General features: G+C 61.1%; 20 protein-coding genes. 16 read left to right on the top strand and 4 right to left on the bottom strand.

The genetic code is table 11. The features are described 5' to 3' along the window. Window position 1 precedes the first annotated feature (1 nt). From R3217_00890 to R3217_00850, 9 genes are all read left to right on the top strand, one after another. Window positions 2-511, top strand: coding sequence for a TRAP transporter small permease (locus R3217_00890; protein MDX1453989.1), 510 nt, complete (start codon window positions 2-4; stop codon window positions 509-511). Beyond that, window positions 508-1,788, top strand: a complete 1,281-nt coding sequence (locus tag R3217_00885) for a TRAP transporter large permease (GenBank protein MDX1453988.1) — start codon at window positions 508-510, stop codon at window positions 1,786-1,788. The genes R3217_00890 and R3217_00885 overlap by 4 nt, the downstream gene beginning before the upstream one ends. Window positions 1,789-1,813: 25 nt before the next feature. Beyond that, window positions 1,814-3,154, top strand: coding sequence for an aminotransferase class I/II-fold pyridoxal phosphate-dependent enzyme (locus R3217_00880; protein ID MDX1453987.1), 1,341 nt, complete (start codon window positions 1,814-1,816; stop codon window positions 3,152-3,154). A 125-nt stretch (window positions 3,155-3,279) separates the two neighbouring features. Continuing rightward, window positions 3,280-3,819 carry a peroxiredoxin gene (locus R3217_00875; GenBank protein MDX1453986.1) on the top strand — a complete coding sequence of 180 codons (540 nt, stop codon included), beginning with the start codon at window positions 3,280-3,282 and terminating at the stop codon, window positions 3,817-3,819. Between the two features lie 10 nt (window positions 3,820-3,829). Then, window positions 3,830-3,988, top strand: a complete 159-nt coding sequence (locus R3217_00870; protein MDX1453985.1) for a hypothetical protein — start codon at window positions 3,830-3,832, stop codon at window positions 3,986-3,988. Continuing rightward, complete coding sequence (locus R3217_00865; GenBank protein MDX1453984.1) at window positions 3,985-4,545, top strand: carboxymuconolactone decarboxylase family protein; 561 nt, start codon at window positions 3,985-3,987, stop codon at window positions 4,543-4,545. Before R3217_00870 ends, R3217_00865 begins: the two co-directional genes overlap by 4 nt. Before the next feature lie 217 nt (window positions 4,546-4,762). Then, window positions 4,763-5,869, top strand: coding sequence for a PQQ-dependent sugar dehydrogenase (locus R3217_00860; GenBank protein ID MDX1453983.1), 1,107 nt, complete (start codon window positions 4,763-4,765; stop codon window positions 5,867-5,869). Between the two features lie 24 nt (window positions 5,870-5,893). Next, window positions 5,894-7,750 carry a signal peptide peptidase SppA gene (gene sppA / locus R3217_00855; protein ID MDX1453982.1) on the top strand — a complete coding sequence of 619 codons (1,857 nt, stop codon included), beginning with the start codon at window positions 5,894-5,896 and terminating at the stop codon, window positions 7,748-7,750. After that, window positions 7,747-8,658 carry a DMT family transporter gene (locus R3217_00850; GenBank protein ID MDX1453981.1) on the top strand — a complete coding sequence of 304 codons (912 nt, stop codon included), beginning with the start codon at window positions 7,747-7,749 and terminating at the stop codon, window positions 8,656-8,658. The genes sppA and R3217_00850 overlap by 4 nt, the downstream gene beginning before the upstream one ends. Before the next feature lie 3 nt (window positions 8,659-8,661). Here the strand turns inward: R3217_00850 and R3217_00845 are convergent, their stop codons facing one another. From R3217_00845 to R3217_00835, 3 genes are read right to left on the bottom strand one after another with little or no spacing between them, the layout of a single operon-like run. After that, a complete protein-coding gene (locus tag R3217_00845; GenBank protein ID MDX1453980.1) occupies window positions 8,662-9,951 on the bottom strand; it encodes a M48 family metalloprotease in 1,290 nt (429 codons plus the stop codon). 26 nt (window positions 9,952-9,977) lie between these two features. Next, window positions 9,978-11,003, bottom strand: coding sequence for an L-threonine 3-dehydrogenase (gene tdh / locus R3217_00840; protein ID MDX1453979.1), 1,026 nt, complete (start codon window positions 11,001-11,003; stop codon window positions 9,978-9,980). A 24-nt stretch (window positions 11,004-11,027) separates the two neighbouring features. Continuing rightward, entirely contained in the window at window positions 11,028-12,227 is a 1,200-nt protein-coding gene (locus R3217_00835; protein ID MDX1453978.1) for a glycine C-acetyltransferase, read from the bottom strand. Between the two features lie 151 nt (window positions 12,228-12,378). On the opposite strand from R3217_00835, the gene R3217_00830 reads away from it, so the two are divergent. From R3217_00830 to R3217_00820, 3 genes are all read left to right on the top strand, one after another. After that, the gene (locus R3217_00830; GenBank protein MDX1453977.1) at window positions 12,379-12,948 is read left to right on the top strand and encodes a chalcone isomerase family protein; all 570 of its coding nucleotides are present in this window, start codon (window positions 12,379-12,381) and stop codon (window positions 12,946-12,948) included. Window positions 12,949-12,991: 43 nt separating this feature from the next. Beyond that, window positions 12,992-13,393 carry a S4 domain-containing protein gene (locus R3217_00825; protein MDX1453976.1) on the top strand — a complete coding sequence of 134 codons (402 nt, stop codon included), beginning with the start codon at window positions 12,992-12,994 and terminating at the stop codon, window positions 13,391-13,393. 142 nt (window positions 13,394-13,535) lie between these two features. Continuing rightward, complete coding sequence (locus R3217_00820) at window positions 13,536-15,803, top strand: EAL domain-containing protein (GenBank protein MDX1453975.1); 2,268 nt, start codon at window positions 13,536-13,538, stop codon at window positions 15,801-15,803. 10 nt (window positions 15,804-15,813) lie between these two features. On the opposite strand, the gene R3217_00815 is transcribed toward R3217_00820, so the two are convergent. After that, window positions 15,814-16,272: a GNAT family N-acetyltransferase gene (locus R3217_00815; GenBank protein ID MDX1453974.1), complete on the bottom strand. Its 459-nt coding sequence runs from the start codon at window positions 16,270-16,272 to the stop codon at window positions 15,814-15,816. Between the two features lie 148 nt (window positions 16,273-16,420). On the opposite strand from R3217_00815, the gene R3217_00810 reads away from it, so the two are divergent. The 4 genes from R3217_00810 to putA all read left to right on the top strand — a co-directional run bounded on the left by R3217_00810 (window position 16,421) and on the right by putA (window position 23,086). Next, window positions 16,421-17,791 (top strand): aminotransferase class V-fold PLP-dependent enzyme, encoded by a 1,371-nt coding sequence (locus tag R3217_00810; protein ID MDX1453973.1) that lies wholly within the window; start codon window positions 16,421-16,423, stop codon window positions 17,789-17,791. A 73-nt stretch (window positions 17,792-17,864) separates the two neighbouring features. Then, window positions 17,865-18,302: an NUDIX hydrolase gene (locus R3217_00805; GenBank protein ID MDX1453972.1), complete on the top strand. Its 438-nt coding sequence runs from the start codon at window positions 17,865-17,867 to the stop codon at window positions 18,300-18,302. Between the two features lie 147 nt (window positions 18,303-18,449). Then, window positions 18,450-19,691 (top strand): NADP-dependent isocitrate dehydrogenase, encoded by a 1,242-nt coding sequence (gene icd / locus R3217_00800; GenBank protein MDX1453971.1) that lies wholly within the window; start codon window positions 18,450-18,452, stop codon window positions 19,689-19,691. A 191-nt stretch (window positions 19,692-19,882) separates the two neighbouring features. After that, the gene (gene putA / locus R3217_00795; protein ID MDX1453970.1) at window positions 19,883-23,086 is read left to right on the top strand and encodes a bifunctional proline dehydrogenase/L-glutamate gamma-semialdehyde dehydrogenase PutA; all 3,204 of its coding nucleotides are present in this window, start codon (window positions 19,883-19,885) and stop codon (window positions 23,084-23,086) included. The last annotated feature ends 99 nt before the right edge of the window (window positions 23,087-23,185 follow it).

Below are 23,185 nucleotides of genomic sequence, written 5' to 3'. Positions count from 1 at the left end.
GATGAAAACCTGGCTTGAACGGGCTGACCGAGGCGGTCGCTGGCTGGAGAATGCGCTGCTGGCATTGATGCTGGGCAGCCTCATCCTGTTGTCGGCAGGGCAGATCCTGTTGCGCAACGTTTTCGACTTCGGCTTTGCCTGGGCCGACCCCATGCTGAAGGTGCTGGTGCTCTGGGTCGGCATGCTGGGTGCCGTTGCGGCATCGCGCGAAAACAAGCATATCGCCATCGATGTGTTGTCGCGCATTCTCAAGGGTCGCGCGCTTGCCGTCTTGCAGATGGTGGTGGCGCTCTTCACCTTCATTATCTGTTCCTTGCTGGCCTGGTATTGCTACCAGTTCGTGCGTGACGAATTCACCTGGAGTGACGTCGAGCTGGCGGGGCTGCCCATATGGATGTGGCAGGCGATCCTGCCCGTCGGTTTCGGCCTGATCGCCTGGCGCTATCTCGTGCTGGCTGTCGAGCGACTGGTCGAGTTGCTTTCCCCGCAATCGGCAGGAGATGCGCAATGACAATTGTCATCCTGCTGTTGCTGCTGTTGCTTGCGCTTTTCGGCGCGCCGCTTTTCGCGGTGATCGCTGGCAGTGCCATGTGGTCTTTCTACCAGGAAGACATCGACCTCTCGGTCATGGGTATCGAGATATTCCGCATTGCCGAAATGCCGATTCTTGTTGCGATTCCCCTTTTCACATTTGCAGGTTATCTCCTCAGCGAATCCGGTGCGCCGGGCCGACTGGTGCGCATGACGCGTGGCATGCTCGGCTGGATGCCCGGTGGTCTTGCGATCGTTGCATTGGGTGCCTGTGCGTTCTTCACTGCGTTCACCGGCGCCTCCGGTGTCACCATCATCGCGCTGGGCGCACTGCTCTACCCGGCATTGAACCAGGCCGGGTACCCGGAGAAGTTCAACCTCGGCCTGATCACGACATCCGGCAGCCTCGGCCTGCTGTTTGCACCGTCCTTGCCGCTGATTCTGTACGGCATTGTCGCGCAGCAGGTGAATGTCGGCGAGTCGGTATCCATCGATGACCTTTTCCTGGCTGGCATCTTCCCGGGCCTGCTGATGCTGTTCATGCTCTCCGCTTACGCGCTGTGGGTGAACCGTGCCAACGACATGCCGCTGGAGAGATTCGAGTGGTCGAAAATGAAGGCGGCATTGAATGAATCCAAGTGGGAACTGCCGTTGCCGTTCATCGTGCTCGGTGGCATCTATTCCGGATATTTTGCTGTCTCCGAAGCAGCTGCTGTCACGGCGGTTTACGTCATCCTGGTCGAGGTGTTCATCCTTCGGGAGATTTCCCTTGCCGACCTGCCGCGCATCATGCGCGAGTCCATGGTGCTGGTTGGGGGCGTGCTGGTCATTCTTGGCGTGTCGCTCGCCTCGACGAATTACATGATCGATGCCGGTGTGCCGCAGCAGCTGTTCAATACCATCAGTGGCTGGGTGGAGAGCCCGCTGGCATTCCTGCTGCTGTTGAACGTGTTCCTGTTGCTGCTGGGTGCGATGCTCGACATCTTCTCGGCCATCGTGCTGATCGTGCCGCTGATCCTGCCGATTGCCGTGCAGTACGGCATTCATCCGGTGCATCTCGGCATCATCTTCCTGGCCAACATGCAGCTGGGTTATTCCACGCCGCCCGTCGGCTTGAACCTGTTCATTGCCAGCTTCCGTTTCGACAAGCCGGTCACGTTGCTCTACAAGGCAACGCTGCCGTTCCTGGCGATCCTGCTGATCTCGGTATTGGTCATCACCTATGTTCCTTCCCTGTCGATGACGCTGGTAGAGTAGGGGCCGGACAAGAAGAGGCCTCCCCATGTGGTTTGATCGCGAGCGTTTCCCGCTGATCGAAGACGCCGTAGCGAAACTCGCTGCCGGCTATTCCAACCTGCCCGCCGATGACTCGGCACCGGACTGGGACGCGATCAAGGATGTACTCGGCCGCACGGCCGAACGGCTGCATGACAACTTCCCCTATGGTCATCCGCTCTATGCCGGGCAGATGCTCAAGCCGCCGCACCCCGTCGCGCAGCTCGCCTACTGGCTGGCTACCTTCATCAATCCGAACAACCACGCGCTCGATGGCGGTCGCGCATCCTCGGCAATGGAAAAGGAAGTGGTTGCGGAACTGGCTGGCATGTTCGGTTTTGGCGAGCAGCACCTTGGCCACCTGACCTCGGGTGGCACCATGGCGAACCTGGAAGCGCTTTATGTCGCGGGTCAGGAACGCGAAGGTGTCATCCTGGCTTCCGAGCAAGCGCACTACACCCACTCGAGAATTTCCGGCGTGTTGCGCCTGCCGTTCGAATCCGTCCCGGTCGATCGCTTTGCGCGCATGGACATGGACGCATTGGAACAACGGCTGAAGCAGGGCGGGGTTTCCACCATCGTCGCGACACTCGGCACCACCGCGGCCGGTGCGGTCGATCCGCTGGTCGACATTATCCGGCTGGCACGCGAGCACGGCGTGCGCGTCCACGTCGATTCGGCCTACGGCGGTTACTTCATGCTGGCGGAAGGCCTGTCGGAGAAAGCGGTCATGGCCTACGGCATGATCCGCGAAGCGGACTCGGTCGTCATCGATCCGCACAAGCATGGCCTGCAGCCCTACGGCTGCGGCTGCATCCTGTTCCGCGATCCGAAAGTGGGCCGTCACTACGCCCATGATTCCCCGTACACCTATTTCTCGTCCGACGAACTGCACCTCGGCGAGATTTCGCTGGAGTGTTCGCGCGCCGGTGCTGCTGCCGTTGCGCTGTGGGCAACGCACCAGTTGCTGCCGCCCGAGCGAGGTGGCGAGTTTGCCAACGATCTCGATCGTTGCCTGACCGCCGCGCATCAATTGCATGGGGATCTTGCACAGTCCGAACACTGGCAGACCTTCATGCCGCCGGAGCTGGATATCATTCTCTTTGCAGAAAAGGGTGGAGACAGTGCTTCGGTCTCGGCTCGCAGCCAGGCAATTTTCGAAGCCGCGGCGAAGCAGGACCTGCATATTGCCGTCGCGCGTTTCCCGCGGGCGCTGATCGAACCCTGGTGGCCGCAACTGGAGTGGAATAGCGACAGCATCACCTTGCTGCGCTCCTGCCTGATGAAGCCGGAACACCTGCACTGGCTGCCGGAGATTCGAAACCGACTTGAGGAATCTCTTAACTAACTGTTTTTATTGAAAAATAGAATAAAGCTATCAATGCGGAAATAACAATTCATTAGACCTATAAGTGCTGCTGCGTTTCAATGGCGACCGTTGAAACGCAAACCCACACTCAAGGAGTAATGAACATGTTGACCGTTGGAGACAAGTTCCCCGAGTTCAAGACCACCGCGACCGTGTCGACCGATATGGACAAGGCCTTCGAGGAGGTCACCCACGAGTCCTATCCCGGCAAGTGGAAGGTCGTCTTTTTCTATCCCAAGGACTTCACCTTTGTCTGCCCGACCGAGATCGCGGCATTCGGCAAGCTGAACGAAGACTTTGCCGATCGTGATGCCCAGGTTCTCGGTGCCAGTGTCGACAACGAGTTCGTGCACATGGCCTGGCGGAAGGACAAGGAAGAACTGAAGGACCTGCCGTTCCCGTTGCTGGCTGATGTCAATCGCAAGCTGTCCAGCGGTCTCGGCATCCTTGACGAGGAAGAGGGCGTCGCCAAGCGTGCCACCTTCATCGTCGATCCGGACAACATCATCCGCTTCGCCATGGTCACCGACATGAATGTCGGTCGCAACCCGGACGAAGTGCTGCGTGTCCTTGATGCCCTGCAGACGGACGAGCTGTGCCCGTGCAACTGGACGCAGGGTGACGACACCCTCGAAGCCGCCTGAGGCCGTTCGCATGAAGCCCATGACGTTGGTGATGGCCGTGATGCTGGTGACGACCTTGTCGTCACCGGCCCTGGCCAAGAAGAAACCACTTCGAAAGCCGCCGGCCGTCGCTGAAGTCGTGTTTATCGAACTGGCTGAAGGCCGCACAGAAAAGGAGATTCACGCATGAATATCGATCCGATCAAGAGTCTTGTTCCTGGCTTTGCCAAGGACATCCGCCTGAATGTTTCGTCGGTGTTGAAGGACTCGGGTGCCCCGGGGCTGGATGAAAAACAGATCGCTCTGGTCACGCTGGCATCCGCCTTCGCCGCGCGTAACGCGGCCCTGACAGCAGCTACCGAGGAGGCGGTCAGTGAAACGCTGTCGGCCGAAGAAATCGACTCGGCACGAACTGCGGCAGCGCTGATGGGCATGAACAATGTCTACTACCGTTTCCTGCACCTCGTCGGAAATGACGAGTACGCCAAGCTGCCGGCTCGCCTGCGCATGAATGCCATGCAGAATCCTGGCGTGGACAAGGCCAGCTTCGAGCTGATGAGCATCGCAGTTTCCGCCATCAACGGCTGTGGCATGTGCATCGAGTCGCATGAAAAGGTCCTGCGCAAGCATGACGTTTCGGCCGAGGGCATCCAGAGCGCGGTGCGCATCGCGGCCGTGCTGCACGCTGCAGCCACCGCCATCGAAGCCGCCGGCGGTGATGCCGAGGCAGACCGACAGGCTGCCTGAGTACCGTCCCCGCGCAGCCCGGCCACCTGCCCATTCCCCGGCCGGGCTGCAGCTGCGTCGCAATGCCCCTGGTTTCCCTGCCAGAGCGACGCATTTCACCCCGAGTTCGATACGCTCGGGGTGTTTTTTTTGCACTGCGTCTTAAATGCAGTTTGCGCTGTCGGCACGCCTTCGATACCGTTTCAGGCGTGTCCTTCCCGCTACCGGAATTCCGCGCATGAAAGCAGCGTTGCTGACAATGGTGGTCGCCATGGCCGCGTACGGCCAGCCGGCCGGAGCAGTGCCACTCGACGATATCCGCCTGCCGGACGGCTTCGAGATATCGGTATACGCCGAGGTTCCCAATGCCCGGTCACTTGCGCTCTCGGATGACGGTGCGGTGTTCGTCGGCAATCGTGCCGGTGACAAGGTGTGGGGCCTGCGTGATACGGATGGTGATGACCGGGCTGACGAACGCTGGGTCGTTCTCGAAGGCCTGGACATGCCAAATGGCGTTGCCTGGCACGAGGGTGCGCTATTCGTGGCCGAGAACCAGCGCATTCTTCGCATTGGCAGGGAGGAGGCCATGCGTCGTGATGGCGCGCAACGTTACAAGGTCGTTCGTGACGACCTGCCTGACGACGATCACCATGGCTGGCGCTTTATCGATTTCGGCCCGGATGGCCTGTTGTACCTGTCGATCGGCGTGCCCTGCAATGTCTGCGAGGAACCTGGCTTCGGCCACATCGAACGCATGCGGCCGGATGGCAGCGAGGTGGAAGTCGTGGCGCGTGGTGTTCGCAATTCCGTCGGCTTCGATTTCGACCCCGCCACCGGCGACCTCTGGTTTACCGACAACGGTCGTGACTGGATGGGCGATGACCTGCCGTCCTGCGAGCTGAATCACCTCAGTGAAGTCGGCCAGCATTTCGGTTTTCCGTATTGCCACCAGGGAGACCTGCCCGATCCGGAGTACGGGCGAAACGCGAACTGTGAAGATTATCGTGCGCCGGCCGCCTTGCTCGGTCCGCATGTCGCACCCCTGGGCATGGCGTTCTATGATGGCGGGCAGTTTCCGACGGAGTACCACGGCAAGATATTCATTGCCGAGCATGGTTCCTGGAACCGTTCGGAAAAGATCGGTTACCAGGTCGTGCTGGCGGATCCGGATTTCGATCGCGACAAGGGCAAGGCCAAGGTAACGGTTTTTGCGGCAGGCTGGTTGCAGGGGCAGAGCGCTTCCGGGCGGCCGGTCGACGTGCTGGTGATGCCGGACGGTGCCTTGCTGGTTTCGGATGATGCCGCGGACCTGGTCTACCGCATTTCCTACCGCAAGGCGGATTGATGTTTTCGATAATGGAAGGTGAACGTGGCTACTGTTGAATCCCCATTCCGACAGTTCGTGAAGGTGCTCGATACGATTCGAAGCATCGTGCTGAACACGCTGTTCCTGGTTTTCATGATGTTCCTGCTGCTGTTGTTCTTGGCGGTCGCCGGGCTGATGGCGGAGGAGCCGCCCATGGTTGTCGCAGACGGGTCGGCCCTGGTGATCGCGCCGGAGGGTTTGCTGGTCGAGGAGTTCAGTGGCGAGCCCGTCGAGCGCGCGCTGTCAGAGGCACTGGGCGACGGCGTCCCGCAGGTGCGCATGCGGGACCTGACCGATGCGATCAAGCAGGCGGCAAATGATCCGCGCATCGACTTGCTGGCGCTCGATTTCGATTCCATGGGGGGTGGCGGTCCGGCGATGTATGACGAGATCGCTGCTGCGGTGCGGATATTCCGCAACAGCGACAAGCCCGTGGTGGCCATCGGTGATTCCTACGACCAGCTTTCCTACCGCGTCGCTGCGGAAGCCGACGAGGTCTACCTCCACCCGATGGGGATGGTGTTCCTGCGTGGCTACGGTGCCTACCGCAATTACTACAAGGACCTGCTTGCACGGTTCGAGGTCGAATGGAATGTCTTCCATGCTGGCGAATTCAAGTCCTTTGGCGAACCTTACGTTCGCAACGACATGTCACCCGAAGCGCGCGAAGCGAATCTCGTCTGGTTGACCAGCCTGTGGGAGAACTATACCGGCAGCGTTGAAGCAGCCCGTGAGCTGTCGTCGGGTGAAGTGGATGCCTACATCGAATCACTGGCCAGTGGCGAGCAGGGCGATTTTGCCGAGCTTGCGAGGGACCATGGCCTGGTCGATGGCTTGCTGGAACGCGGCCAGATGAAGATGCGCGTCGCCGAACTGATGTCCCTGCCTGGCGGCGTGGAAGCCGATATCCCCCAGGTGGGCTACCGGGAATACATCGAAGCGCAGCGCGCGGCCCAGGCATTCCAGGAGATGCGCAAGCCCAAGGTGGCCGTGGTGGTTGCCGAGGGCGACATCGTGATGGGTGACCAGCCGCCGGGCGTCATTGCCGCAGAGCGGCTCATTCGTGACATCCGGAATGCCCGTGAGAACCCGGATGTGAAAGCGGTCGTGCTGCGCGTCAACTCCGGTGGCGGGAGCGCCTTTGCGTCAGACCTGATCCAGGCGGAACTGATCCGGACACAGGCGGCGGGCAAGCCCCTGGTGGTGTCCATGGGTACCGCGGCAGCCTCCGGTGGTTACTGGATCAGCATGACGGCAGACCGCATTTTCGCCCAGCCGACGACAATCACCGGTTCTATCGGCGTCGTGGCCATGGTGCCGACCTTCGAGCAGACGCTCGGCAAGTATGGTGTTTACACCGACGGCGTCGGCACCACGTCCTTCGCCGGGGCATTGCGTCTCGACCGCGATCTCAGCGACAACGTGAAGCGGACCTTGCAGGCTTCGGTTGACGACCTGTACCAGCAGTTCATTACCGAGGTGTCGAACAATCGCGGCATTGCTGTCGAAGAAGTCGATCGCATTGCACGCGGTCGTGTCTGGTCGGGTGAGACGGCCATCGAGCTCGGATTGGTCGATGCGAGCGGCACGCTTGACGAGGCCGTCGCTGCTGCCGCGGAACTGGCCGGCATGTCGGATTATGCCACTCAGTTTGTCGAGCCGGAATTGTCGATGGTCGACCAGTTCCTGATCAACGCATTCAACACGACCGCACCTTCACTGCAACAGCGTGACAGTGTGCAGCGTACCCTGATGGGCCTGCCGGCCGTGCGGGCGATGCGTGCCGACCTCGAGCGCATGGCACGGTTCCAGTCCGATCCGCGCGGCCTGTACGCCACCTGCTTTTGCAGCCTGCCGTGACAGCAACAGTGGCAGAGCCCGCGTCCAGGCCGACACTGGCTGGCGCCTGGCTGACCGTCGTGCTCATCTGGAGTACCACGCCGCTGGCCATCCAGTGGAGTTCGGTAGGTGCCGGCCCGGTCTTTTCGCTGGCGTCGCGTTTTGTCATTGGCGCCATCATTTTCGGGGTGGTCCTGCTGTTCACGGGTGTCGGCGGCTTGCGCAGTCGCGATGCCTTGCTGGCATCCCTCATTCTCGGTCTCAACATGTTTGCCAGCATGATGCTGGTCTACTGGGGTGCACAGTTCGTACCCTCCGGCCTCATTGCGGTGCTGTTCGGCCTGACCCCGATCATGACCGCACTGTGGTCCTTGCTGATCCTGGAAAACGAACGCATGACCTTGCTGGGCGTGATCGGCGTGTTGCTCGGCGTTGCCGGGCTGTACCTGATTTTTGGCAGTGGCGATGCGGTGGCTGACCGTGCATGGCTGGGATTTGCGGCCGTGCTGGGCGCGATGACCCTGCAGTCCGGCACGGTGGTGACGCTGAAACGGCTCAGCATGCAGGTCGGGTCGCTGGCGATGACGTCGGGCGGCGTGATTGTCGCCGCGGTCTTCTGCGTGCTTGCCTGGCTGGTCGCTGGCATGCCGATTCCCGCCGAACCGACGACGCGGGCCATCTGGTCGATTCTCTATCTTGGCGCGATGGGATCGGTGATGGGCTTCCTGTTGTATTTCTGGATGCTGCGACGGGTGTCTGCCATCCAGCTGTCCCTGATCACGCTGGTCACGCCGATCACCGGCTTGCTGGTGGGGCAATGGTTCAATGCCGAGCGCCTGCCGCCTACCGTGTGGTCGGGCGTGGCGCTGGTCATCTTCGGTCTCGGTATCTACCAGTTCAGCGACTGGCAGCGCCGGCGCCTTGACTGATTCCTACGGCTGGCCGGCGCCAGCCGTGCCCTCAAGCTCGGCCAGCTTGCGCGCTGCCCGCTTGCCGACTTCCGAATCGGATGTCGCCGCCACCCGGTAGGCCTCGATGGCATCGTCGCGACGGTTCTGCTTCACCGCAATGTCACCCAGGCCTTCGTAGGCGGATGCCGTGGGCAGCAATGTGTTGGCGGCTTCGAGGTCGATGCGTGCGGCATTCAACTCGTTGCCGTCCAGCAGCAGCAGGCCGCGTTGCAGGCGGGTTTCGAACAGGGCGGGATTCAGCTCGATGGAACGATCGAGGTACACCCTTGCCTGCTGGCCGGCATTTTCCTTCAGCTTCAACGTTGCCATCAGGCTGTGGAACTTCGCTTCCCGCGGCTGGATCTGCACTGCCTGGCGCGCCAGCGTCTCGGCATCGCCCGGCCGGTCATCCTTCAGCGCGGCTAGCGCCTGGTTGAAAGCGTCGTAGGCTGGCTGGTCGCGCTTGATGGAGGCAATGGCGCGCTGGTATTCGGCGCGGTTCAGGCGACCGCCATCGGGAAGCTGTGCCGCCGTCATGCGATTCTTTTCCACGCGCTCGCTGGACGGCGGATGCGAGGCAAACAGCCCGCTCAACCAGTCGCTGTTGCGGCCCTCCGACAGCCTGACGAAGGTTTCCTGCAAGGATACGGCGGCATCCGCGTCGTAGCCGGCTTCCCACAGGTACTGCATGCCGTACTTGTCGGATTCCAGTTCCGCTTCGCGGCCATAACGCGTTGAAATCAGCTGGGCGCCAAGCAGGCCGGCGCCGACGGCGAGTGCTGCGTAGTCCGAATCATTGGATGCGACACCGACGGCGACCACACCGAGTTGCAGCAGCATGCCGCGTTCCATCTGCTGCGCCGAATGGCGTGCAGCCGCATGCACGACCTCGTGTCCCAGCACGGCGGCCAGCTCCGCTTCGTTGTCGAGTTCGACCAGCAGGCCGCGGTTCACCGCGATCTTGCCGCCAGGCAGCGCCCAGGCGTTCGGCACGTCATTGTTCAACACGACAAATTCGTATGGGAGGTTGCGCGGTGACTTTGCGGCAACCCGCTGGCCTACACGGGACACGTAGTCGGCCAGGGCCGGATCGACGACGTACTGCCCCCCTTGCATCTGCTGGGTCGGGATGTAGTTTTCCTGGCCGATCTGCACTTCCTGTGCAGCGGAAACCAGGCCGAGATCGCGCTCGCCGGTGACCGGGTTGACCACGCAGCTCGCCAAGATGGTGACCAGGCCGGTCAGGATGGAAATTCGCAGCACTGCTCTCATGATGTCTCTCCTGGGGCTTGCCGGATTCAGGTCCAGTCCAGCACGACTTTGCCGGATTTTCCGGAGCGCATGGTGTCGAAACCTTGCTGGAAGTCATCGACCTTCAGCACGTTGGTCAGTACCGGGCTGATGTCCAGGCCGGATTCCAGCATGGCCGCCATCTTGTACCAGGTTTCGAACATCTCTCGGCCGTAGATGCCTTTCAGCTCCAGTCCCTTGAAGATGACATCGTTCCAGTCGATGACCGTGTCCTTCGGCGGTATGCCGAGCAGGGCGACCTTGCCGCCATGACGCATGGTGGCAAGCATGTCCTTGAATGCCGAAGGCACGCCGGACATCTCCAGGCCGACATCGAAGCCTTCCGTCATGTGGAGCTCCTTCATGACGTCGCGAATCTTTTCCTTCGAAACATCCACCGCCCGGGTGGCGCCCATCTTGCTGGCGAGCTTCAGGCGATAGTCATTCACGTCGGTAATAACGACATGGCGCGCCCCCGCGTGTTTCGCGATCGCAACGGCCATGATGCCGATCGGTCCGGCGCCAGTGATGAGGACGTCTTCGCCGACCAGGTCGAAAGACAGTGCGGTGTGCGTGGCGTTACCGAAGGGGTCGAGAAACGCGGCAATGTCGTCGCTGATCGAGTCGGGCAGCTTGAACGCATTGAAGGCCGGGATGACCAGGTACTCCGCGAAGCAGCCCGGGCGGTTCACGCCGACGCCGACGGTGTTCTCGCAGAGATGGCGCTGGCCGGCGCGGCAGTTGCGGCAATGGCCGCAGGTGATGTGGCCTTCACCGGATACGCGGTCACCGATGTCGAAGCCTTTCACTTCGGAACCCATGTCCACGACTTCACCAGCGAACTCGTGGCCGACCACCATCGGCACCGGAATCGTGTTCTGCGCCCACTCGTCCCAGTTGTAGATGTGGATGTCGGTGCCGCAGATCGCGGTCTTCTTGACACGAATCAGCAGGTCGTTGTGACCGAACTCCGGCATCGGCACGTCTTCCATCCAGATGCCTTCTTCTGCCTTTGCTTTGACGAGAGCCTTCATTGAACTGAGTCTCCAGGTAGTCGATTAAATGATGCCGAGCTTCTTGCCGACCTTGCCGAAGGCTTCGATCGCCTTGTCGATGTGTTCGGGATCGTGTGCCGCCGACATCTGCGTGCGGATGCGCGCCTTGCCCTTCGGCACGACCGGGAAGGAGAAGCCGATGACGTAAATGCCTTCCTTCAGGAGTTCGTCAGCCATCTGCGAGGCGAGCTTGGCGTCGCCCAGCATGACCGGGATGATCGGGTGTTCGCCCGGCAGCAGGTCGAAGCCGAGTGCTTCCATGCCCGAGCGGAAACGTTTCGCATTGCCATCGAGCTTCTGGCGCATCGCCTTGCCTTCGGCGCCGCCCAGCATGTCGAGAACCTTCAGCGAGGCCTCGGCAATGACCGGCGCCAGGGTGTTGGAAAAGAGGTAGGGGCGCGAACGGTTTCGCAGCCAGTCGATGACTTCCTTCTTGCCGGAGGTGTAACCGCCGGATGCACCGCCCAGTGCCTTGCCCAGGGTGCCGGTAATGATGTCGATGCGACCCATGACATCGCAATGCTCGTGCGTGCCTTTGCCGTTGTCACCCATGAAGCCGACGCCGTGGCAGTCGTCCATCATCGTCATGGCATCGTACTTGTCCGCCAGGTCGCAGATGGATTTCAGGTCGGCAATGTAACCATCCATCGAGAACACCGCGTCGGTGACGATCATGATGTGGCGCGCACCTTTTTCACGTGCTTCCTTCAGCTTGGCCTCGAGATCGGCCATGTCGTTGTTCTTGTAACGAAAGCGCATGGCCTTGCAGAGGCGCACGCCATCGATGATCGAGGCGTGATTCAGTTCGTCGGAAATGATGGCGTCCTCGGGGCCGAGCAGCGGCTCGAAGAGACCACCGTTGGCATCGAAGCAGGCGGCGTAGAGGATCGTGTCTTCCATGCCGAGGAAATCGGAAATCTTCTTTTCCAGCTGCTTGTGCACTTCCTGGGTGCCGCAGATGAAGCGCACCGAGGCCATGCCATAGCCCCACTTGTCCAGGCCATCCCGGCCCGCCTTGATCAGGTCGGGGTGATTGGCCAGGCCGAGGTAGTTGTTGGCACAGAAATTGATGACATGGCTGCCGTCAGCCACGTCGATATCCGCCTGCTGCTGCGAGGTGATGACGCGCTCCTGCTTGTACAGGCCGCTGTCTTTCAGTTCCTGGATTTCGTCCCGAAGCTGCGAAATAAAGGCATTTGTCACTGGAATCTCCTTGTGCCAAGCGGGTTTAGAGGCGGGTCGAGGGCGGATTATAGCAGGGCGGGGGCCGCTATCCGAGGCGCTGTCGCCCCTGCTTGCGGGTCTGATGTACAAGTCATGTATAATAAAGGCCCATATGGAGAGGAGTGCACTCATGCGACGCGCAAGCCCCCTGGTCTCAGGCATTCTATTGGCTTTGCTGGCCATGCCCGTGCTCGCGGACGGCGCGGCGCCAGCGCCCCCGGAAGAAGTTTTCAAGCAGTTTCCCGAGCTGGCCTTGAGTGGTTCGGATGACTACAACGTGCTGTTCTGGGACGTCTACATTGCGGCGCTGTGGGCGCAAGAGGGCGAGTATGCTCCGGATGCCGTTCATGTCCTGGTGCTGAAATACGAGCGCGATTTCGAGGGCAAGGCCATTGCGGATCGATCGCTGGACGAGATCAAGGACATCGGCGCCGGTTCGGCCGAGCAGCAAGCGAGCTGGCACGCCAGCATGCTCGCGCTGTTTCCGGATGTGACCGAGGGTGACCAGCTCACGGGCGTGCACCTGCCTGGCGAGCAAAGCCACTTCTACTGGAATGGCGATTTCATCGGTGCGGTCGATGATCCGGCCTTTGGCAGGGCATTTTTCGGTATCTGGCTGGATCCGGACACCAACGCGCCCGGACTGCGCAGCAAGCTGATTGCCGGCCGCACAGAGGACACGGCCTCGATTTCTCCCTGATGCGCGCCGCGTTCCGCGCCCTTTGTTTGATATATTTCCTCCCATGACTGCAGGGATTTCACCCAAGGTTCGCCTGGACAAATGGCTCTGGGCGGCGCGCTTTTTCAAGACTCGCAAGCTGGCCCAGGAGGCCATTCGTGGCGGCAAGGTGCATGTCGCGGGCGAACGTGCCAAGCCGGCGCGCAACATCATGGTTGGTGAATGGCTGGATATCACACGTGGCCAGGAGCATTTCGTGGTTGAAGTGCTTGACCTGTCGGAACAGCGTGGGCCCGCCAGTGTGGCGCGGGCGCTCTATCGCGAGGACCCTTCGAGTCGCGACAAGCGGGAAATGCTGGCAGAGCAACGCAAGCTGTTGAATCAGTCCATGCCCCGGACGGCGGGCAAGCCGGACAAGCATGATCGCAAGCGGCTCATGCGGTGGAAAACAGGGCAGGGCGATTGACGCCTTCACGGGCGTGACACGGTATCCGCTTTTGGGGTGTGGAACTCAGGTACGCAGCGAATTCATTCAGTAGTTTTCCTAGGTTTCATCTCGGAGGCAGCGCCTAGGCTGGATGCAGTCGATTTCCAGAGCACGGCCCCGCATGAATATTGCTCGCCCCCTTTTCATTCCCTCTGCCCTGTCCGCCACACCGGTCCGTCCCGAGGACATCCTGCACGCAGGCCTGGTCGTCGGCCTGCTGATCCTTGCCCTGGTTGCGTCGAGCGTGGCGCGACAACGGCAGCACCGCCGGCAGGCGCGCCAGGCCGAGCTTGAGGAGAGCGAAGCCAAGCTGCGGCTCGCCCTGTGGGGGTCGGGCGAGTGGCTGTGGGAGCTGGATGCCGGCTGGCAGGTCCACTTGCCGGCCGGGCTGCTGCAACATCTCGGCTTTGGCCCGGATCCTGTCTCGCAGCCACTTGTCGAGTCACTGCGTTTTATTCGTCCGGCAGACAGGCAATCGGTCAAGGCGCTGTTGAGCGGTTACGATTTCAAGTCCGTGCGTTCGATCGACCTGACCCTGCGGGTTGCCTGCGGACCGCTTGTCGAATCACGCCTGCGCTGGATCCGCTGGCGCGCCAGGACTGTTCTGCTCCGGGATCGCGAACGGCTGCAGGGTGATCGCAGGTATCGCTTCGTTGGTACCTGCAAGGATGTCACCGAGGAGATGTTGCGGCTGGAGCGTTATACGCGTGCGGCCCAGGTCATGGAAGGAACGCATGATGCCGTTGCCATCCTCGACAGTCGCATGTGCGTCAAGCAGATCAATCGCAACTTCACCCGGATTACCGGCTTCCATGCGAGGGACGTCGTCAACAAGCCGATGAATGTCTTGTGCCTGGATCCGGACAACAGCCAGTTCTGCAGGAAAATCGGCAAGCGGGTACGCAGCGAAGGGGCCTGGGAGGGCGAGGCCTGGCGGTGTCGAAAGGGTGGCGAGCAGTTCCTCGCGCACATGCACGTGGTATTGAGCCCATCCATGTTCGATCGGTCGCCGGACATCGTGATGATGTTTTCCGATATCACGGAGCAGCGTGCTTCGGAAGAGCGGCTGCGATTTCTCGCCAGCTTCGATCCCCTGACGGGCCTGCTGAATCGCGCCTGCTTCCTGGAGCGACTCGGGACAATGATGGCAGCAGACCGGACTGCCAGTTTCGCCGTGTTTTTCATCGACCTGGACTATTTCAAGAAGATCAATGATTCATTCGGCCATTCGATAGGGGATCGACTCATCCGGGAAACCGCGCAGCGCCTGGCGACGGTCGTTGACTCGAATGAGCCGCTCGCACGCCTCGGTGGTGACGAGTTTGCCCTGGCGGTCAAGCTCGGACTGGGGAGCGTGGATAGCCAGGGCATTGCCGAGCAGGTCCTGGCATTGCTGGACAAGGAATTCCTGGTTGACGATCTGGCGATCAAGATTTCCGCGAGTATCGGCATTCGCAAGGTTGCCGGCGAGGATGTGGATGCCCTGCATATCCTCGAGCAGGCGGACATTGCCATGTACCGGGCCAAGGGTGCCGGGCGATGCCGGGCCGTACAGTACGATCCCGGGATGCTGGTCGGCACTCGCGAGCGGCTGGCACTGGAAAGCGATCTGCGGCATGCCGTCGAGCGTGACGAATTTCGACTCCACTACCAGCCGATCGTCATCGCAGGTTCCGGCGAGGTGCGCGGTTTCGAGGCATTGCTGCGTTGGCAGCACCCGACATCCGGTTTGCTGTCGCCCGACAGCTTCGTCAGTCATGCCGAGGAGACAGGACAGATGGAAGCCATCGGCCTGTGGGTCCTGGAGCGCGCCTGTCGAGACATCGTGTCATTGAATGCGCGCTATGGCCGTTCATTTCACATTTCCATCAATGTCAGCGCAGACCAAGTCCGGGCGCCGGGTTTCATCTGGGAACTCAGGGATATTCTCGATGCAAGCGGACTGGATGCGCGCCTCTTGCGTATCGAGATTACCGAGACCCTGTTGCTCGACAGCCAGCCAATGGTCATCAAGAATCTCGCGGAACTTCGCAAGCTGGGTGTCGAGATCGCTCTTGATGATTTCGGGACCGGCTACTCTTCGCTCAGCTACCTGTGTCGATTCCCCGTCGGTTGCATCAAGGTGGACCGATTTTTCGTGCATGAGATGGACCAGCCACAGGCCCGCTCGGTCATTCATGCCATTGTCGCCATGGCCAGGAGCATGGACATGGTCATTGTTGCGGAAGGTGTCGAAATCGAGCGCCACCAGCGCCAGCTGGAGGATATTGGCTGTGACGAGCTGCAGGGCTTCCTGTTCGGACGAGCCGTGCCGCTGGAGGAGATCGATCAGTTCATGCTGAACAGGTCCGTGCATGCCCGGCGCAGCATCACGAGCCTGAAGCACTGAAAAGCACTCTTCACAGATGAAGCTTCATGCCTTCGTGCGAAGCCTTGAAACCCAGGTCCTGGTAAAAGCCCAGCGCGTCCGGGCGCTGCTTGTCCGTGGTCAGTTGTACCAGGTGACAGTGCCGCTCCCGGGCGCGGTCAATGGCCCACAGGAAAAGCTGTCGACCGAAGCCCTTGCCGCGGTGTTCCTTGCTGATGCGCACGCCTTCGACCAGGCAGCGCCAGCCACCCTGGTAGGTCAGGTAGGGGATGAAAGTCAGCTGCAGCATGCCGATGATGTCATCGCCATGCAGTGCCACAAGCAGTTCGTTGTTGGCATCGCGATCAATCGCCGAGAAACTTTCCAGGTAGCTCTCAGGCAGCGGCAAGCGGAAATCCTCCCGCTGTGCGCCGAGCTCGTCATCCGCCAGCATCGCAACCAGGGTCGCCAGGTCCTCCTGGCGCGCGTGCCTGAATGTCAGGGAATTCATCATCCTTCTCCCGTATCGGATACGAATGGGAGGATAATGCGATCCATGCTGCATCGCCATCGAGCTGAACCGATGACGATCGGCGCATGTCCGATATGATGTTCCTGCTGCCGTTCCGGCAGCCTGGTCAAGGGAAGAGGCATGATTCATGACTGATCGAGCCGCACGTCAAAAGCTGTTGCAGGATGCCAGCGCCCGAGTAGCAGCTTACCTGGATGGGCTTGAAACCCGGCGGGCATCTCCTGATGCTGCGGGGCTGCAAGGCCTGGCGAATTTCCATGCCCCATTGGCATCAACCGGCGTGCCCGCTGGAGAAGTGCTGGCCGAGCTGGATCGACATGGCAGCCCGGCGACCATGGCCAATGCCGGTGGTCGCTACTACGGTTTCGTGATTGGCGGCAGCCTGCCAGTCGCCACGGCGGCCAACATGCTGGCCGCCGGCTGGGACCAGAATGCCGGCTTGAACATCACTTCGCCGGTGGCGGCAGCCCTCGAGGATGTTGCGGAAGGCTGGCTGGTCGATGTGCTCGGACTGCCGGCGGGGACGGGTGTCGGCTTTGTCAGTGGTGCAACGGTTGCCAACATGTGCGCCCTGGCTGCCGCTCGTCATGCCTTGCTGGAGCGGGAAGGGTGGAATGTCGAGAAGCAGGGCCTTTACGGGGCGCCACCGATTACCGTCATTGTCGGCGACGAATACCACGCCAGTATCCAGAAGGCCTTGAGCATTCTTGGCCTCGGCAGCCAACGCGTGCAGCGCGTGCCAACCGACGATCAGGGACGTTTCCGGGTCGATGGCTTGCCGGACGTCGAGGGCCCGACACTGGTCTGCCTGCAGGCCGGCAACGTCAATACCGGTTCCTTTGATCCCGTGGGCGAGGTTTGCGACCGCCTGGCCGGGAGCGGTGCATGGGTGCATGTCGATGCGGCATTCGGCCTTTGGGCTCGTGCCTGCCCGGAGCTGATGCCCCTGGCCGAGGGTATGGAGAAGGCGGATTCCTGGGCGACCGACGCGCACAAGTGGTTGAACGTGCCTTATGACAGTGGCCTGGTGTTCGTGCGTGATGCGCAGCAACTGCGTGCGGCACTGGCAGGCGAGGCGGCATACCTGGTGCAGGCCGAGGGCCGCGAGCCCTGGCACTACGCGCCGGAGCTGTCCCGTCGGGCACGTGGTGTCGAAGTCTGGGCGGCAATGCGTCACCTTGGTCGGGAGGGGCTTGCCGAGCTGTTTTCCCGCAATTGCCGCCAGGCCAGGCGTTTTGCCCAGGGCCTTGCCGATGCAGGTTACGAAATCCTCGCCGATGTCGTGCTCAACCAGGTGCTGGTGTCTTTCGGCGATGATGCCAGTACGCGCGCGGTGATCGAGGCCATCCAGGTCGATGGTACCTGCTGGTGCGCGGGCACCGTCTGGAAGGAAAGGGTCGCGATGCGTATCAGTGTCTGCTCCTGGGCGACAACCGATGAGGACGTCGAACAGTCGCTTGCCGCCATGCTGCGCTGTGCTGCCGAGCGCGCTGGTTGACTGGTGCGAATGACGATGTGATGGTGGAACGGAATCCGCGCACGTGACTGGCATGCTCAGACCCGAAACGCCCTTGTTGACCGTCGATGTGATCATCCAGATGAATGATCACCCTGGCCGTATCGTGTTGATCGAACGTCGCCACGAACCGCTGGGCTGGGCCTTGCCCGGTGGCTTTGTCGACGTGGGCGAAACGATCGAGCAGGCGGCCGTGCGCGAGGCCTTCGAAGAAACCGGCCTGGCGGTGACGTTGACGGCCTTGCTGGGGGTCTATTCGGATCCAGCGCGGGATCCGCGAGGCCATACCTGTTCCGTGGTTTTTCTCGGCGAAGCCTGGGGGCAGGCCTCTGCCGGTGATGATGCGGCGAATGCCGGGATTTTCGACCCGGCCGAGCCACCACCGCTGGCTTTCGATCACCAGCGCATTATCGAAGACTTCCTCCGGTTCCGGGACCACGGGGAACGGCCGCCACTCGCCAGTACCGCGCTGCCCGGCAGCCAGGGTGCCTGACAGGCGAACGCTGTCCTGATCGCTTTCGGCTGCGCAGCAGGCGCCAGCCTCCCCAATCCGTTATAATGCGGCGCTTTCTCGCCCCGGCCGGTGTGGCCGAGCTTCGGCGAGACCCGAATTCATTTCAGTAGAACTGGAGAAGATTCAATGGCTTACCAGCACATCAAGCTGCCCGAAGGTGGCGAGAAAGTCACCATCAAGGACGGCAAGCTGAACGTTCCCGACCAGCCCATCCTCGGTTACGTGGAAGGCGACGGTATCGGTGTCGATATCACGCCGCCCTGCCTGAAGATCTGGGACGCCGCGGTCGAAAAGGCCTATGGCGGCAAGAAGAAGGTCCACTGGGCAGAGTTGTTCATGGGCGAGAAGGCCGCCGGCATCTATGACGGTGACTACTTCCCGCAGGAAACCAAGGATGCGCTGAAGGACCTGGTCATCTCCATCAAGGGTCCGCTGACCACGCCGGTGGGCGAGGGCTTCCGTTCGCTGAACGTGTCGCTGCGCCAGGAACTGGACCTGTATGCCTGCGTGCGCCCGGTCAAGTACTACAAGGGCGTGCCGAGCCCGCTGCGCCACCCGGAAGAGATCGACGTGGTGATCTTCCGCGAGAACACCGAAGACGTGTATGCCGGCATCGAGTACGAAACCGGGTCTGCCGAAAACGAAAAGGTCACGAAGTTCCTGCGCGAGGAAATGGGTGCCAAGTTCTTCGACGGCTCCGGCATCGGCATCAAGCCGATCTCTGCTTTTGGTACCAAGCGCCTGGTGCGCATGGCCATCGAGTACGCGATCGACAACGACCGTGCCTCGGTCACCCTGGTGCACAAGGGCAACATCATGAAGTTCACCGAGGGTGCTTTCCGCAAGTGGGGCTACGAAGTCGCCGCGGAAGAGTATGGCGCCGAGCTGCTCGATGGCGGCCCGTGGATGACCATGAAGAACCCGAAGACCGGCAACGAAATCGTCATCAAGGATGCCATCGCAGACATCATGTTCCAGAACATGCTGCTGCGTCCGGCCGATTACGACGTGCTGGCAACCATGAACCTGAACGGTGACTACCTGTCCGATGCCATCGCGGCCGAAGTCGGCGGTGTCGGCATCGCGCCCGGCGGCAACATGTCCGACGAAGTGGCGGTTTTCGAAGCCACCCACGGCACCGCGCCGAAGCACGCCGGCCAGAACAAGGTGAACCCGGGTTCGCTGCTGTTTTCCGGCGTGTCGATGTTCGAGCATATCGGCTGGACCGAGGTGGCCGAGATCATCACCAAGGCCTATGAGAAGACCATCGAGCAGAAGATCGTGACCTACGATTTCGCGCGCCAGATGGACGCTGCCAACAAGGTCTCGACCAGCGATTTTGCGGATGCCGTGATCGGCAACATGTAAGACGCGTAACTTGCTGTATTGAAAGGCGGTTGCCGGTTTTCGGCACCGCCTTTTTGTTGCTCTTTTCAAGCCCGTGAAACGATGATTTGCCGCCACCAATACGGTAAAATGTCCGACTTTACTGCCCACCTCGGACCGAGGCCCGGGCTCCACACAGCACCATGCACGTGAGTGCAGATTCGGGAGTAAACATGGCTACCGCGCGCGACACGATGACCCGCGAAGTGACCCCCGTTATTTATGCCGACCAGGGCCCCGGACTTTCCGAGCTCCGCGCTCGAATGAACGACTATTTCCTGGCCGACGAGACCGCTGTTGTCGGCGAGCTGATGGAAATTGCCCGGCTGTCCGATGATCGTCGCCGCAGCATCAAGATGCGTGCCGAGGACCTGGTACGGGCAGTGCGAAAGAATTCCTCCGGCAAGGGTGGCATCGAAGCGTTCCTGCAGCAGTACGACCTGTCCTCGAAGGAAGGCATGGTGCTGATGTGCCTGGCCGAAGCGCTGATTCGCGTGCCGGATGCAGACACGGCCGACAAGCTTATCCAGGACAAGATGCGCGACGGCAAGTGGAAGGAACATCTTGGCAAGTCCAGCTCGCTGTTCGTGAATGCCTCGACCTGGGGCCTGATGCTGACCGGCAAGATGCTCAAGCTGAACGAGCGCGACGAAGACAGTGCTGGCAGCATCATGGACAAGGCCATCCAGCGCCTGGGCGAGCCGATGGTTCGCACTGCCATGCGCCAGGCCATGCGCATCATGGGTTTCCAGTTCGTGATGGGACGCACCATCAAGGAAGCCATGAAGCGCTCGACCTCGAAGGAGCATCGCGATTACCGCCATTCCTTCGACATGCTGGGCGAAGCAGCACTGACCTATGCCGACGCCGAGAAGTATTTCCAGGCCTATTCCGATGCCATCGATTCCATCGGCAAAAACAAGGGCGAAGGCTTCGATGTGTTCTCCGCACCGTCGATCTCCGTCAAGCTTTCCGCACTGCATCCGCGTTACGAGCTTGCACGCCGCGAGCAGGTACTGGATGAAATGGTGCCCAAGCTGCTGTCGCTGGCCGAGCGTGCGAAAAAGCATGACATCGCACTGACAGTCGACGCCGAGGAGGCCGAGCGCCTGGACATTTCGCTCGACATCATCGAAGCCGTCTACCGTTCGTCATCGCTGGAAGGCTGGGAAGGGTTCGGCCTGGCCATCCAGGCCTACCAGAAGCGCTGCCTGCGCCTCGTCGAATGGCTGATCCACCTGAGCAAGGATGTCGGTCGTCGCATTCCGGTGCGCCTGGTCAAGGGTGCTTACTGGGACACCGAAATCAAGAACTACCAGGTCAATGGCGAGCACGGCTACCCGGTGTTTACCCGCAAGTGCAATACGGATGTTTCCTACCTGGCCTGCGCACGCAAGATGATCGAAGCAGGCGATGCGCTGTATCCGCAGTTCGCGACGCACAATGCGCATACTGTTGCCTCGATCCTGGAAATGATCGGCGATCGTCGCGACTTCGAGTTCCAGCGCCTGCACGGCATGGGCGAAGAGCTGTATGGCGAAATCGTGCCAGCCGAGAAGCTGGGTATTGCCTGCCGGGTCTATGCCCCGGTCGGTGCGCACAAGGAACTGTTGCCGTACCTGGTGCGCCGCCTGCTTGAGAACGGTGCCAACACCTCTTTCGTGAACCGCATTGTCGACGAGAAGATTGCAGTCGAGGACATCGCGTCCGACCCGGTGGCCGAGGTCGACAAGCTGGAACACATCCCGCATACCCGTATCCCGCTGCCGCGCGACATCTACACGTTTGCCGGCCATGATCGTGTCAATTCGCGCGGCATCAACATGGCCGACATTTCCGAGATGAAACAGCTCAAGGCCGACATGGAAGACGCTCTGGCCAAGCCGCGCGTTGCGCAGCCGGTCATCGGTGGCAAGAAGATCAATGGCGACAGCCAGCCCTCGCTGGACCCGATGGACAACCGTCGCCATGTCGGCGATGTGATCCATGCGGGTGAAAAGGAAATCAAGGAAGCGATCGGCATTGCGCACAAGGCGCAGCCGAAGTGGGATCGGACGCCGGCTGCCGAGCGGGCTGCCATCCTGCGCAAGGCGGCGGATCTGTACGAAGAGCACACTGCCGAGTTCATGGCGCTGTGTACCCGCGAGGCCGGCAAGTCGATTGCAGATGGCATTGCCGAGGTTCGCGAAGCAGTCGACTTCCTGCGTTTTTATGCCATGCGTTGCGAAAAGGATTTCGGCGAGCCGATGCAGCTGCCGGGCCCGACGGGCGAATCGAATACCTTGCGCCTGCAGGGCAAGGGCGTATTCATTGCCATTTCTCCCTGGAATTTCCCGCTGGCCATCTTCACCGGCCAGATCACGGCCGCACTGGCTGCCGGCAACGCCGTCATTTCCAAGCCGGCCGACCAGGTCTGCCTGATCGGCTCGCTGGCTGTCGAATTGCTGCATGAAGCCGGTGTGCCCGGTGACGTGCTGCACTTCCTGCCATGCCGTGGTTCTGTGCTGGGCAAGCACGGTGTGGCCGACGAGCGTGTTGCGGGCGTTGCGTTCACCGGTTCCACCGGCACCGGCAAGGTCATCAACCAGACGCTGGCTGCGCGTGACGGCCTGATCCCGACGCTGATCGCCGAGACCGGCGGCCAGAACGCCATGATCGTGGATTCTTCCGCGCTGCCGGAGCAGGTGGTGCCGGATGTCGTGCAGTCGGCTTTCCTGTCGGCGGGCCAGCGTTGTTCCGCACTGCGCGCGCTGTACGTCCAGGAAGAAATTGCCGATCGCGTCATCGACGTACTTGCCGGGTACATGAAGACCATGACCGTGGGTGATCCCGGCCTGCTGACGACCGATGTCGGCCCAGTGATCGACAAGGCGGCGCAGGAATCGCTGCAGAAGCACGCAGACGACATGGCCTCGAAGTTCAAGATCATCGGCAAGTGCGAACTGCCCGAATTTGCGAAGCACGGCACATACGTTGCACCGATTGCCATCGAGATCCCGAGCCTGGACGAGGTGGCAGAAGAAAACTTCGGCCCGATCCTGCATGTCATTCGGTACAAGGCGAAGGACCTGGACAAGGTCATCGACGAAGTGAACCGCACCGGTTTCGGCCTGACGCTGGGCGTGCATTCGCGCATCGACTCCGAAGCAGATTACATCCAGCGCAAGGTGCAGGTCGGCAATGCCTACATCAATCGCAACCAGGTGGGTGCGGTGGTCGGCGTGCAGCCTTTCGGTGGCATGGGTCTTTCCGGTACCGGTCCGAAGGCGGGCGGTCCGCACTACATGCTGCGCTTCGCCAACGAGCGGACGCTGACCATCAACACCGCAGCCGTGGGCGGCAATGCGAGCCTGCTGTCGCTGGGTGAAGAAGGTTAGGGCTGGCTGCCGGTCACCGCGACCGGAAGCAGGCTGGAAGAAGTAAGCTAGGATAAGCAGGCCGGGTTTCGACCCGGCCTGTATTCATTCGGAGATTGG

It is taken from the genome of Gammaproteobacteria bacterium (assembly GCA_033720895.1).
GTDB lineage: Bacteria > Pseudomonadota > Gammaproteobacteria > Natronospirales > JAJUFS01 > JAWWBS01.
The sequence above is the reverse complement of the archived record's forward strand: the minus strand, read 5'-3'. Positions and strand labels throughout refer to the sequence as shown.